The organism is Psychroserpens burtonensis DSM 12212 (genome assembly GCF_000425305.1).
GTDB lineage: Bacteria > Bacteroidota > Bacteroidia > Flavobacteriales > Flavobacteriaceae > Psychroserpens > Psychroserpens burtonensis.
In genome coordinates, this window is sequence record NZ_AUDE01000001.1 from 249,442 (window position 1) to 261,715 (window position 12,274).

The following is a 12,274-nucleotide window of genomic DNA, read 5'->3' on the forward strand; positions in this document are numbered from 1 at the left end:
AAAGTAACATTGAAAACGAGTTTTAAACAAATTTTTCATCTATTAAAATTAATTTCCAGCTTGTTTTTGAGCGTCTTCAATCATTTTTTCATTTGGTAAAATAGCAATATTAACACGTCTGTTTTTTGCACGACCTGTAGCTGTTGAATTATCATGCATTGGCTGGGATTCTCCAAACCAATTCGTATTAAAACGTCCGGAATTTAACCCTTTTCCTGTTAAATAGTTAGTAACAGCATAAGCTCTGTTTTTAGAAAGTGTCCTATTATAATCTTCTGCTCCAGTACTATCTGTATGTCCAACTATAAGTATATTGGTGTTTGGGTATTCTCTAAATATGGCTGCTAATTTATTTATTGTTTCCTGTGACGCAGAGTTAATATTGTATTTATTGGTATCAAAATAAACACCACTATTCTCATCAAAGGTCACCACAATACCGTCATCTACGCGCTCTACTACTGCACCTGGTATTTCTTCTTCAATTTTTTGAGCTTGTTTATCCATTTTGTTCCCAATTAGCACACCAGCTCCTCCACCAATGACTCCGCCAATAACGGCTCCTAATTCTCCGTTGCCTCCTTTGCCAACATTGTTGCCAATTATAGCACCTAAAATAGCGCCACCAGTGGCTCCAATGACAGCACCTTTCTGTTTGTTGTTAGCATTTTTAACTGCTTTACAATTGGTCAAACTAAAGGCAATTATTAATGTAAAGAGTATAATGCTGCTTTTATTTATTATTGTTTTCATAGGTTTGGTTTTATAGTTTAGTAAAGTTCATTGTAATCGTAAAAGGTTTTCCTTCTACCGTAAGCGTTTGCTTCCATTGCATTTCTGTTTCTGAAAGCATTGAAAGATTTAGTCGGAATCCTTGATTGGTTTCTGATTTATTCTTTGCATTTGTTGGTTTTAATAAGACGTCATAAAGTCCAGTTGTGTCATCTACTTCTTGAATTGTAAATACAAAGTTACGTTCACCATTGGAGCAATTAGAACTATTTATGGTGTAAATACCAGTGTTGTTATTTGGTATGAATTGCCAAGTGCTGGCCTCAAAACAAGATTTAGACGCGTCATCGAGTAAAGTGACGTTGTATGTTCCCTGTTGACTATAGGTAATTGTATTTAGCGACCAATTACCTTTAATTATTTTTTTAGATGCTCTTACGGTTTTTGAAGCACCACAAGACATCATACTAATTGAGATTAGTAATAGAAGTATTCGTTTCATATGCTATTGTATTTTAGTTAATAATGGTACTATTATATACGAATTTAAAGCGTCGTTAGACGCTTGTATATGGGGAGTACTAAAACGTTCTGTTTTAATAAACCAAAACAATTTATTGCTTAGATCATTGGCGAACAGTTGTTTAAAAAAATAGTATCATAAGTAATCTTGGAGAATTTTTAATAATAAATTAACTTATTTGTAAACCACTTTTAACTGTAGTATCAGGATTTACAAAAACCAGTTTCCCTTCCGCAGTTTCGGTCATTAAAATCATGCCTTCACTCTCTACGCCTCTTAATGCTCTTGGAGCTAAGTTGACTAAAACGGTTACTTGTTTTCCAATAACGTCTTCTGGTGTAAAACTTTCTGCAATACCAGACACTATCGTTCTTATATCAATACCTGTATCGACTTTTAATAGGAGTAGTTTTTTAGTTTTAGGCATTTTTTCTGCTTCGAGAATGGTTCCAACTCTCATATCGAGCTTCGTAAAATCTTCAAAAGTGATGATCTCTTTTTGAGGTTCTAAAGTTTTGTTGGCGGCTTCGTTTGCTCTTTTACTAGCTTCTAGTTTTTCCAATTGTTCTGCTATTGTTTTATCTTCTATTTTGCTAAATAATAACTCCCCTTTTTCAATTTGATGTCCAGATGGTAAGAGCACATTTTTAGTCGAAATATCAGACCATTGATTCTCGAATCCGTTCGAACTGACAGAGAGAATACCTTTTAGTTTCGTGGATGTAAATGGTAAAAATGGTTCACACAATGTTGCTAACGCACTTGAAATTTGAAGCGCGACGAACATAATTGTTTTTGTGCGAACTTCATCGGTTTTGATTAATTTCCAAGGTTCTTCATCTGCTAGATATTTATTTCCTAAACGTGCTAAATTCATCAACTCTTGACTTGCTTCTCTAAAACGGTAACGTTCAATAGAGCTTTCAATCACTGCTGGATATGCTTTTATAGCAGCTAAAGTCTCGTTATCAATTTCTGAGAAATCTGAAGCTTCAGGTACGACACCTTCGTAATATTTATTGGTCAAGACGACGACTCGATTTATAAAATTTCCGAAGATAGCCACCAACTCATTATTATTACGTGCTTGGAAATCTTTCCAAGTAAAATCGTTATCCTTACTCTCGGGAGCATTTGCAGTCAAAGCATAACGTAAGACATCCTGCATATTTGGAAAATCTTCCAAATAATCTGGTAACCAAACAGCCCAATTTTTTGAGGTCGATAATTTTTTGCCTTCTAAGTTTAAAAACTCATTGGCTGGTACATTGTCTGGTAAGATATAAGATCCTTCTGCTTTTAACATCGCTGGGAAAATAATACAGTGAAATACGATATTATCTTTACCAATAAAGTGGACTAGTTTGGTGTCTTTATCTTTCCAATAGGGTTCCCAATCTTTACCCTCTCTTGCAGCCCATTCTTTAGTTGAAGAAATATAACCAATAGGCGCATCAAACCAAACGTAAAGCACTTTGCCTTCTCCTCCAGAAGCTGGAACAGGAATTCCCCAATCCAAATCACGAGTTACTGCTCTTGGACGCAAACCATCATCAATCCATGATTTTACTTGTCCGTAGACATTAGGCTTCCAGTCTTTTTTATGTCCTTTTAAAATCCATTCTTTTAAAAAGTCTTCATGTTTATCTAGTGGTAAAAACCAATGTTTTGTTTCTTTTAAAGAAGGAACATTACCCGTAATTGCAGATTTTGGATTGATTAAATCTGTGGCATTTAAACTCGATCCACAACTTTCACATTGATCACCATAAGCTTCTTCATTACCGCATTTTGGGCAGGTTCCTGTTACAAAACGATCTGCCAAAAACTGATGCGCTTCTGCATCGTACAATTGCTCAGTAACGTCTTCTATAAATTCACCTTTATCATTAAGTGTCTTGAAAAACTCTTGAGCAGTATCATGATGAATTTTCGCAGAGGTACGTGAGTAGTTGTCAAACGTAATACCGAAGTCTTCAAAGGATGTTTTAATATTCGCATGATACTTATCAACGATGTCTTGAGGTGTAACCCCTTCCTTTTTAGCTTTAATTGTAATAGGTACGCCATGTTCATCGCTTCCGCAGATGAAAGCTACATCATTACCTGTTAATCTTTTATAGCGTGCATAAATATCTGCAGGCACATAAACACCCGCTAAATGTCCAATATGAATTGGACCGTTGGTGTATGGTAATGCAGCAGTAATCGTATAGCGTTTAGACATCTTATATTCGTTTTAACAGGCTACAAAAGTACGCATTTTGCAAGGGATATTGAAACGAGGATTTATAAATTTTGTACATTTACAAGATGTCGAAAATTCGTTATTTATTAGTCTTGATTTGCATGTCTTTTTTCTTCGGAAATGTAACCGCTCAAGATAAACCTATCCAACAAAAAGAAACTGCTTTGATACAACCACCATTCCTTAAAGCTGGAGATACCGTTGCTATTGTAGCACCTTCAGGAATTTTAAAAAATAGAACTAGAGAAGTTGATCAAGCTGTTGCGCTTTTGAAAAGTTGGGGTTTACATGCTGTGGTTGGTAAAAATGTATTTAGTAATGGCAATCATTTTGCAGGTACAGATGAAGAGCGCTGTGAGGACTTTCAAAACGTATTAGATGACCCTAAAATTAGTGCGATTTGGTGCGCTAGAGGCGGTTATGGAACTGTTAGAATCTTAGATAAATTAGATTATACTAAGTTTAAGGAGAATCCAAAATGGCTCATTGGATATAGTGATATTACAGCATTACATAATCAATTTCACAATGAAGGTTTTCAATCGATACATGCGTTAATGTGTGTGAGTTTGCCAGAAGATGTTTCAGAAATAAAAGAAACTATAGCAAGCTTTAAATCTACAATTTTCGGGAAACCGGTTGATTATATTTTAACAGGTTCAAATTACAACAGAGTAGGAGAAGCAACAGGGCCTTTGGTTGGAGGGAACTTAACAATACTTCATACGATGTTAGGATCAAAGGAGAGTCTTGATACGCGTGGTAAAATCTTATTTATAGAAGACATAGGGGAATATAAATACCATATAGATCGCATGCTCCAAAGTTTAAAACGTGCAGGCTATTTCGATAATTGTGCAGGTGTTTTAGTTGGTGATATGAGCAGAATGCGAAAAAACACAACACCTTGGGGAGCTTCTGTAGAGCAACTTATTTTGGATGCTTTGTCAGATTATGATTTTCCAATTGCATTTGGTATGCCTGCTGGACATGAGAAAGATAATCGTGCTATGGTTCTAGGGCAGACCATAAAATTAGAAGTCCAGAAAGATAAAAGTACTATGGTGTTTTTAAAATAAGCGTTTTTGAAACACAAGAAAAAGAGTAGCGCCTACAAAATAGAGGCATACATCAATTAAATCTCCAGTATATCTTTCGTTTATTTGAGGCAATACCCACTCGAAATAAACCGTATAAAAAAAGGTTAATCCATAAACAATTGTGATAGGAGCATAGAGATTATTTGCTTTTTTATAGAGTCTTACCATTGCGAGGCAAACACTAAGTACAATGGGCATGCACAGTAAGTCGTTGAGATAAAACACCACCCAAGATGGTAATTTAATAGGTAGCCAACTTGCTAAATACACTAAAAGTGCGGCGAGGCATAAAGCTAAGACTATTGAGTTTTTAAGAATTTTCATGCTGCAATTGCTGAAACAAGCCAAGCGATAAACACACCCACTGCGACAAAGGCCAACCAAATAGAGCGAACAGTTTTAGCTAAAACGCGAACGATTAAAAAACGATGTTTACTAAATCTTTCAATCCAAGACACCGCCTTTTCTTCTTCAAGATTCCTTTTTTCTTTACGTACTTTTTCTTGTGCTGCAAATTGTAACTCACGTCTCAATTTAGAGGATAAAAGGGTATTACAATTGGTGCAATAATCTACGTTCGTATTATAAATTCCACAATTGGGACATTTAATTTGACTAACCATTTATAGCATACTTTTGATGAACTTTAAAGTTACAGTTTAATTGAAAATTAGTATGCGTTTTGAATGCTCTTAACATTTTTTTAAACATCTTCTTTTAGTTTTTAATAGTGTGATTTTTCAGTTTTAGATCAATAGAAACTAATTGCCTATATTTAGGAGGAGTGCATATCACACTAATCTGTCTTTTATAGAAATCCGTAATATTTACGACTGCCAATTTAAGACGATCAACTGAATCCTTAATTATGGCACAACACAATGAGTTAGGAAAAAAGGGAGAAGAATTAGCCACAGATTTCTTGCTAAAAAAAGGCTATGAAATTATTATTAGAAACTATACCTATCAAAAGGCAGAAGTTGATATCATTGCAAAAAAGGAAAACATATTAGCAATTGTTGAAGTAAAAACGAGGACTAGCGCCAGTTTTGGGGATCCGCAAGAGTTCTTAAAACCAAAACAAATGCAACGCATAATTAAGGCAGTAGATTTTTTCGTTAATGATAATGAAATGGAAATTGAAGTACGCTTTGATATTATCGCTATTGTATTAAATAAAAAAGGAATGAGTTTAGAGCATTTAGAAAATGCTTTTTATCATTTTTAAAAAATGACTGAGATGTTCGCTAATACGAGTGAATAATAGAATACGTTTATCACTTTATTCTTATTACTTAAGGTTAAATATCATTTTGAACTCTTCTCTAACTAGTTTTGATTTTAGACTAAATGATATAATTATTACAACTAAAAAGATGAACCAATATAAAGAATCTGGATAATTTTTAAAGTAACCCGTAGGTATATAAGTGACTACTATTAGTAATGAAATAGTAAATTTAGTGCTTTCTCATTTATTAAGATTTATACAGCTTATAACTTTGAATATCTAAAGGGAAACAAGAAAAAGGCCTATAATCAGTGTCATATTCACATAAGCTTATAAAATTAGATAATAAAAGTAGAAGTGTTTTTACTTTACTATAGTTTATGATTTTATGCAATTTGTGAGCACAACGTTTTTTTAAAATATGACATACTATCTGTAAAAATTCATTTCATCTAGGTATTCCCAAACATGTTCTGGGAGCATTGGTCTTACGTTTTTACGTTCTTTGATAGATTTGCGAATAAATGTTGATGATAATTCCATAATAGGTGCATTTACTTTATGAATCTTATCATGATTTTCAAATTGTGTTTCTATTTTTCCTCCAGAAATTCTTGGATAGACATAAATGTTATAATGCTCTAAGATAAGTTCATGGTTTTTCCACTTATGGAAATTTTTCAAGTTATCCTCACCCATAATCAATGAAAACTCATGGTTAGGGTGTTTTTCCTGAAGATATGTTAACGTGTTTATAGTATAATTTGGCTGAGGTAAATCAAACTCAATATCGCTAGGCTCTAATTTTTCATAGTCTTCTGTTGCGCGATAGACCATTTCAAATCGCTGACGATTATCCAACAACGAACTTTTCTTTTTAAACGGACTATGCGGAGTTACAACAAACCAGATTTTGTCTAAATCACTATACTCAGCAAGATGATTTGCAATCGTTAAATGTCCAATATGAATCGGATTAAAAGTCCCAAAATACAAACCAATCTTCATAATTTATTCGGCAATAAAATTAGAAACTAAGGTGTAAGCATCATCGAGTGCTTTATCTAAATCTTTGTTAAGCACAATTTTGTCAAATAAAGGCGCAGTAGCTAGTTCTGCTGGCGCTTTTGCAACTCGCATATTAATTTTATCTTCGCTTTCTTCACCTCGTTCCTTAAGTCTTATAATAAGTTCGTTAAGATCTGGTGGTTTAATAAAAATAGCGATAGTTTCATTTGGAAATTTCTTTTTTATACGTAAACCTCCAGAAACATCGATATCAAAAATGACGTTTTTTCCTTTACCCCAAATACGCTCAATTTCAGTTTTTAAAGTGCCGTAAAAATTATCACGATAGACTTCTTCCCATTCTAAAAACTCATCATTTTTGATTCTGTTTTTAAAATCCTTAATATCTAAAAAATAATAATCTTTTCCATGAACTTCATTTCCCCGTTTTTCTCTCGAAGTTGCAGAAATTGAAAACTCAAGATTAAGTTCTTTTTGTTTTAGTAAATGTCTTACAATAGTTGTTTTTCCAGAACCTGAAGGTGCTGAAAAGACTATTAATTTACCTCTGTTTTTGTTTTTTATTTCTGACACATGTTTACTTTAATAGGTTCTGAAATTACAGCACATTCAATAATTGCTCCTTAATTTTCTCTAGCTCATCTTTCATTTGCACTACTAATTTTTGCATGGGTGCATGATTTGACTTTGAACCAATAGTATTGATTTCTCGTCCCATTTCTTGAGAAATAAACCCTAGTTTTTTTCCGTTAGAATCATCAGATTTTAAAGCCTTTTGAAAATATTCTAAATGGTTTTTTAGCCTTACTTTCTCTTCTGTGATGTCAAATTTTTCTATGTAGTAAACCAGTTCTTGTTCAAAACGATTTTCGTCAACTTTTTCTTTTATGTCAGCAACACCCTTAGTTAAGCGCTCACGAACACCATCAATACGATCTGGATCCATAGCAATGACAGCATCTAAAAGACTAGAGATAATGTTTACACGACCTATAAAATCGTCCTCCATCATTTGACCTTCATCTAATCTATATTGTTGGATTTTTTCTAAACTACTATCTATTATCGCTGCAATTTCGCTCCATTCATTTTCATCAATCTCTTCACGTTCAGTAGTTAAGGCATCTGGCATGCGAATGGCCATTTTAAGATATTCAGTCTCTTCTCCTGTGTTAATAACGTCTTTTAATTGTTTAATGTATTGTTTAACTACAGTCTTATTGATTTGTGTTGAGATTTCCTCGCCAGTAATTTCTATGTAAAGTGAAAAATCTATTTTACCCCTCACCAATTTAGATGCAATAAGTTTTCTAATTGCCAGTTCTTTTTCACGATACATGGAAGGCATGCGTGTATTTAGATCTAAATTTTTACTGTTTAGAGATTTGACTTCTATAGATATTTTTTTCGTCGGAAGCTGCAGTACAGACTTACCATAACCTGTCATTGATTGTATCATGAGCGCATTTTAAAGTTGCGCAAAGGTAACGAAAATCATAAAGTTATAAAGCGCTTCGTTAGGCTTTATAAAAATCAATAACTTTGCAGACTTAAATTTAAGCGATGTATAAAAAAGATTTTGAAATAAGATGGAGTGATGTTGATGCAAATGGTCATTTGGCTAATTCTGCATATTTAAATTTTATGAGTCACACACGAGTAGGGTTTTTGAATGAACATGGGTTCTCGATGAAAAAACTTATAGAACATGGTATTGGTCCTGTGGTATTTTCTGAGCAAATTCATTATTTCAAAGAATCGTTTCTAGGTCAAACGTTAACCGTTACATTGGCAGTTTCAGGATTGAGCGAGGACGGGATGTTCTTCAAATTTGAACATAATTTCTACAATCAAAAAGGAAGTCATGTTGCCACTTGTGATATTTTGGGTGCTTGGATGAATTTAAAAACGAGAAGTCTAACGGTTTTACCAGACCAGCTTAAAAGTCTAGTTTTAAAATTTCCGAAGTCACCAAATTTTCAAACCCTTACAAAAGAAGACACACGTCAATCTGGAAAAAAGCCTCAAGATCTAATATCAAATGAACTTCAAAAGGGTTGAAGCTAATTGATCGTGTTTGATACTTTAGGTTTTTTTGTTACTAAATAAACACCAGAAAAAATTAAGCACATGGCCATAATTTTAATGGAATCAATATTATCTGCTCCCATAATAATTGCAAAAAGGCCTGCAATAACTGGCTGTAGATAAATAAACACACCTACTGTTGACGCTTTGAGAGATTTTAAGGCTAACGGGTTTAAAAAGTATGTTCCAAAAGTTGCTCCAATAACTACAAATAATACCGAAAACCAAATGTATGGTGAAAAGCTATTCCAGTCGACCTCTGTAATTTCAGTATACCCAAAAGGAAGCACTAAAATTAGTCCGAATAAAAAGAGCCACTTAATAAAAGAAAAGGGATGGTATTTGGCGGTTAATCTTTTAATAATTATGACATAAATACTATAGGAAATAGCATTGATAAATATAAACATATTACCCAATGCAACGTTGTCTCCTAAGCGGTCAGATTTGCCTAAAGCAGTTAATAAAATACCTCCACAAAATGCTAAAACAATACCTCCTATTTTTAGTTTAGTCAGCTTTTCGCCTAAGAAAAAAATAGACAATATCATGATGATAACTGGTATAATTGTCATGATTACAGACGCATGAATTGGAGATGTAAATTCTAAGCCTTTTAAAAAGAGGAGCATGTTTATACCAACACCAAAAACAGCAGCAAAAAAGATAGTGATGAAATCTTTTCGCTCTATTTTTTCACTTTTAAAGACAAATCCCATTAACCAAAACAGTACCGTTGCTCCAACAACCCTAAGAAGTACAAATCCAAAAGGTTTTATGAAGTTCTCATTCATAACGGTTTTGGCAAACGTGTAATTTAAACCATAGAGAAGTTGCACCAAAAAGAGCGCAACTAAAGCAAACGTTCTACTATTCATTAGTTTGAATAAAAGCTTTAGCTGCTTCTACTGTTTTAGCACTATTACCGATAAAGATTTGGTTTTTATATACTAGTACTGGACGTTTTAAAAAGGTATAATGTTTCAAAAGGTAGTATTTAAAGTCATCCTCAGTAAGGGTTTTATCTTTTAGGCCTTCAGATTTATACAATTGTGCGCGTTTAGAAAATAAGGCTTCATAACTTCCAGCTAAATCTTTTAAATTATGGAGTTGTTTCTCACTAATTTGTTCTGATTTAATCTCATGCATAATCACATGACGTGGTAAGTTTAAGTCTTTAATAATGCGACTACAAGTACTACAGCTTTTAAGATGAAAAAATGTATTCATAAGTTGGCTTTTGAATTGCAAAGTAAATAGATTTCAAAGTAAAATTACTTACTTTTATTGAAAATTTAGATACCTATGGATTATTATGCAATTGCATCTGTATTAATTGTACTATCGGCACTTTTTGGCTATATCAACGTGAAGTTTTTGAAATTACCAATAACTATAGGCTTAATGCTCATTACTATTGTATTTACAATTATAATAGTCGCAATCGGTCAATTTGATGATACCTTATTACTTCGAGAAAAGGCACTCATTTCGCAAATTGATTTCAAGACTGTTTTGTTAGATATTATGTTGAGTTTTCTATTGTTTGCAGGCGCTTTACATACTAATTTCAATCAACTTAAAATCCAGCGATGGCCTGTATTTGTCTTTGCAACTCTAGGTGTATTAGTCTCTACTTTTTTAGTAGGAATTTTAACCTTTTATGTCTTGCAAATACTAGGGCTTGATGTGGCCTTTATATATTGTCTATTATTTGGAGCACTAATTTCTCCAACCGATCCAATTGCAGTTTTAGGAATTTTAAAAAAAGCAGGAGCTCCTAAAAAACTGGAGACTAAAATTGTAGGAGAATCCTTATTTAATGATGGTGTTGGTGTCGTTGTATTCTTAACCATTTTTGCAATTGCAGCAAAGCCTGATGCAGCAATTGAGTTAAATGAAATCGCTAAATTATTTGGGCAGGAAGTTTTGGGAGGAGTAGCACTCGGTCTCATTTTGGGATATATTACCTATAAACTTCTAAAATCTATAGATGATTATGAAGTTGAGGTTATCATTACCATGGCGACTGTAATGGGTGGAAGTTTGCTGGCACATCACTGGCATTTATCTGCGCCATTGGCTATGGTTACTGCTGGGTTAATTGTAGGTAATGATACTGTTAGAAAAAATTCTATGTCAGATATTACTGAAATTTATGTAGATAAATTTTGGGAGCTAGTTGATGTTTTACTCAATACCGTTCTTTTTGTGATGATAGGTATGGAAATGCTCGTACTTACATTTAGATTTGATTATATATTGGCTGGAGTAATTGCTATCCCTTTAGTTTTACTGAGTAGATATGTGTCATTGTGGTTGCCCATTAAATTCTTTGATAAACGATTAGAGTTTGTTAAGCACACTAATTTAATTATGACTTGGGGAGGATTAAGAGGTGGTATTTCTATCGCTTTGGCACTAAGTTTAACGCCAGAAATGTACCGAGAATTGTTTTTGGTAATTACCTATATCATCGTCGTATTTTCAATTATAGGCCAAGGTTTAACTGTTGGGCCAGTCATTAAAAGATTGTCAAAAGATGCAGATTAATTTAATTTTAAAAATTGCTTTACTTCTAAAAATGGAATAGTAAATTCTACGATTCCTTGAGAATACGATGCAATTTCATAAGGATTATATAGTACGGTTAAGCCGTCGTCGTTATAACCTAAAGTTTCTGGGAGTTGAAAGTCTTTTCCGAAGAATACATCCTCAATAAGTTGATGGTTATTATCTGCTTTAATGTCTTCTTTTAGCTTTTCTTCGATAACTTCGGAAAGTCCTTGCATATTGCTAACCAGGTCTTTTTTAGTATACTGATTACCAGTTTGTGGATTAAAATTAAAAAACCTTACGTTGGTATTACCATGAGCACCACCAGTATCTAGATATGATGTTATGGCAATACTGATAATCTCGGGAGAGCGATAAGTAACTTCTCCATCTATGAAAACTTCCCATTGCTGAGCCGACTCCGGGAAATTATTTTTGAATCTTTTATACTCGTAGTTAAATTTTGCGATAGCATCGTATAAGTTTCCATCTGTATCATCATTTTTAGATACATTTATTTGATTTGTAATGTAGTTCTCGAGAGTATGGTTAATACCTTTTACTATAGCCTCAGTACCCTCTGCTTTAGGGAAATTAAGAGCTATTTCGGCTCCTTCTGATGTTTCAATAATTTCTTGTGAAAAATCAATTTTCACTTTTTTTTCACAAGAAACAAGAAATATAAGGAGTAAGATAATTAGACTTGCTTTTTTCAAAATTCAGAGTTTATTTTAGACAGTACATAAAGGTATTATATAGATTTGAAT

The 12,274-nt window shown here is 33.3% G+C and carries 14 protein-coding genes; 4 read left to right on the forward strand and 10 right to left on the reverse strand.

Features of this window, described 5'->3' with window-relative positions:
• Positions 1 to 48: 48 nt before the first annotated feature.
• The 3 genes from H593_RS0101170 to metG all read right to left on the reverse strand — a co-directional run bounded on the left by H593_RS0101170 (position 49) and on the right by metG (position 3,482).
• Positions 49 to 753 carry a YiaD family glycine zipper/OmpA-like lipoprotein gene (locus tag H593_RS0101170; RefSeq protein WP_028870725.1) on the reverse strand — a complete coding sequence of 235 codons (705 nt, stop codon included), beginning with the start codon at positions 751 to 753 and terminating at the stop codon, positions 49 to 51.
• Between the two features lie 10 nt (positions 754 to 763).
• Positions 764 to 1,234 carry a lipocalin family protein gene (locus H593_RS0101175; RefSeq protein ID WP_028870726.1) on the reverse strand — a complete coding sequence of 157 codons (471 nt, stop codon included), beginning with the start codon at positions 1,232 to 1,234 and terminating at the stop codon, positions 764 to 766.
• Positions 1,235 to 1,424: 190 nt separating this feature from the next.
• On the reverse strand, positions 1,425 to 3,482 hold the full coding sequence (gene metG, locus H593_RS0101180; protein WP_028870727.1) for a methionine--tRNA ligase: 2,058 nt from the start codon (positions 3,480 to 3,482) through the stop codon (positions 1,425 to 1,427).
• An 86-nt stretch (positions 3,483 to 3,568) separates the two neighbouring features.
• Between metG and H593_RS0101185 the strand changes: the two genes are divergently transcribed.
• Positions 3,569 to 4,582 (forward strand): S66 peptidase family protein, encoded by a 1,014-nt coding sequence (locus tag H593_RS0101185; RefSeq protein WP_084142235.1) that lies wholly within the window; start codon positions 3,569 to 3,571, stop codon positions 4,580 to 4,582.
• Positions 4,583 to 4,923: 341 nt separating this feature from the next.
• Here the strand turns inward: H593_RS0101185 and H593_RS0101195 are convergent, their stop codons facing one another.
• On the reverse strand, positions 4,924 to 5,226 hold the full coding sequence (locus H593_RS0101195; protein WP_028870730.1) for a hypothetical protein: 303 nt from the start codon (positions 5,224 to 5,226) through the stop codon (positions 4,924 to 4,926).
• Between the two features lie 245 nt (positions 5,227 to 5,471).
• Here H593_RS0101195 and H593_RS0101200 point away from each other — a divergent pair, with 245 nt between their 5' ends.
• Positions 5,472 to 5,831: a YraN family protein gene (locus tag H593_RS0101200; protein ID WP_028870731.1), complete on the forward strand. Its 360-nt coding sequence runs from the start codon at positions 5,472 to 5,474 to the stop codon at positions 5,829 to 5,831.
• Positions 5,832 to 6,263: 432 nt separating this feature from the next.
• Here the strand turns inward: H593_RS0101200 and nadD are convergent, their stop codons facing one another.
• From nadD to H593_RS0101215, 3 genes are read right to left on the reverse strand one after another with little or no spacing between them, the layout of a single operon-like run.
• Positions 6,264 to 6,842 (reverse strand): nicotinate (nicotinamide) nucleotide adenylyltransferase, encoded by a 579-nt coding sequence (gene nadD, locus H593_RS0101205; protein ID WP_028870732.1) that lies wholly within the window; start codon positions 6,840 to 6,842, stop codon positions 6,264 to 6,266.
• A 3-nt stretch (positions 6,843 to 6,845) separates the two neighbouring features.
• Complete coding sequence (gmk, locus tag H593_RS0101210; protein WP_028870733.1) at positions 6,846 to 7,436, reverse strand: guanylate kinase; 591 nt, start codon at positions 7,434 to 7,436, stop codon at positions 6,846 to 6,848.
• Between the two features lie 25 nt (positions 7,437 to 7,461).
• On the reverse strand, positions 7,462 to 8,322 hold the full coding sequence (locus H593_RS0101215) for a YicC/YloC family endoribonuclease (protein WP_028870734.1): 861 nt from the start codon (positions 8,320 to 8,322) through the stop codon (positions 7,462 to 7,464).
• Between the two features lie 104 nt (positions 8,323 to 8,426).
• Here H593_RS0101215 and H593_RS0101220 point away from each other — a divergent pair, with 104 nt between their 5' ends.
• Positions 8,427 to 8,924 carry an acyl-CoA thioesterase gene (locus H593_RS0101220; RefSeq protein WP_028870735.1) on the forward strand — a complete coding sequence of 166 codons (498 nt, stop codon included), beginning with the start codon at positions 8,427 to 8,429 and terminating at the stop codon, positions 8,922 to 8,924.
• A gap of 2 nt (positions 8,925 to 8,926) precedes the next feature.
• Here the strand turns inward: H593_RS0101220 and H593_RS0101225 are convergent, their stop codons facing one another.
• Both H593_RS0101225 and H593_RS0101230 read right to left on the reverse strand, forming a co-directional pair.
• Positions 8,927 to 9,829 (reverse strand): DMT family transporter, encoded by a 903-nt coding sequence (locus tag H593_RS0101225; RefSeq protein WP_028870736.1) that lies wholly within the window; start codon positions 9,827 to 9,829, stop codon positions 8,927 to 8,929.
• Positions 9,822 to 10,181, reverse strand: a complete 360-nt coding sequence (locus tag H593_RS0101230) for an arsenate reductase family protein (protein ID WP_028870737.1) — start codon at positions 10,179 to 10,181, stop codon at positions 9,822 to 9,824. The genes H593_RS0101225 and H593_RS0101230 overlap by 8 nt, the downstream gene beginning before the upstream one ends.
• Before the next feature lie 75 nt (positions 10,182 to 10,256).
• On the opposite strand from H593_RS0101230, the gene H593_RS0101235 reads away from it, so the two are divergent.
• Positions 10,257 to 11,504: a cation:proton antiporter gene (locus H593_RS0101235; protein ID WP_028870738.1), complete on the forward strand. Its 1,248-nt coding sequence runs from the start codon at positions 10,257 to 10,259 to the stop codon at positions 11,502 to 11,504.
• Here the strand turns inward: H593_RS0101235 and H593_RS0101240 are convergent.
• Positions 11,501 to 12,223 carry a DUF3298 and DUF4163 domain-containing protein gene (locus H593_RS0101240; RefSeq protein ID WP_028870739.1) on the reverse strand — a complete coding sequence of 241 codons (723 nt, stop codon included), beginning with the start codon at positions 12,221 to 12,223 and terminating at the stop codon, positions 11,501 to 11,503. The genes H593_RS0101235 and H593_RS0101240 overlap by 4 nt on opposite strands.
• Positions 12,224 to 12,274 lie beyond the last annotated feature (51 nt).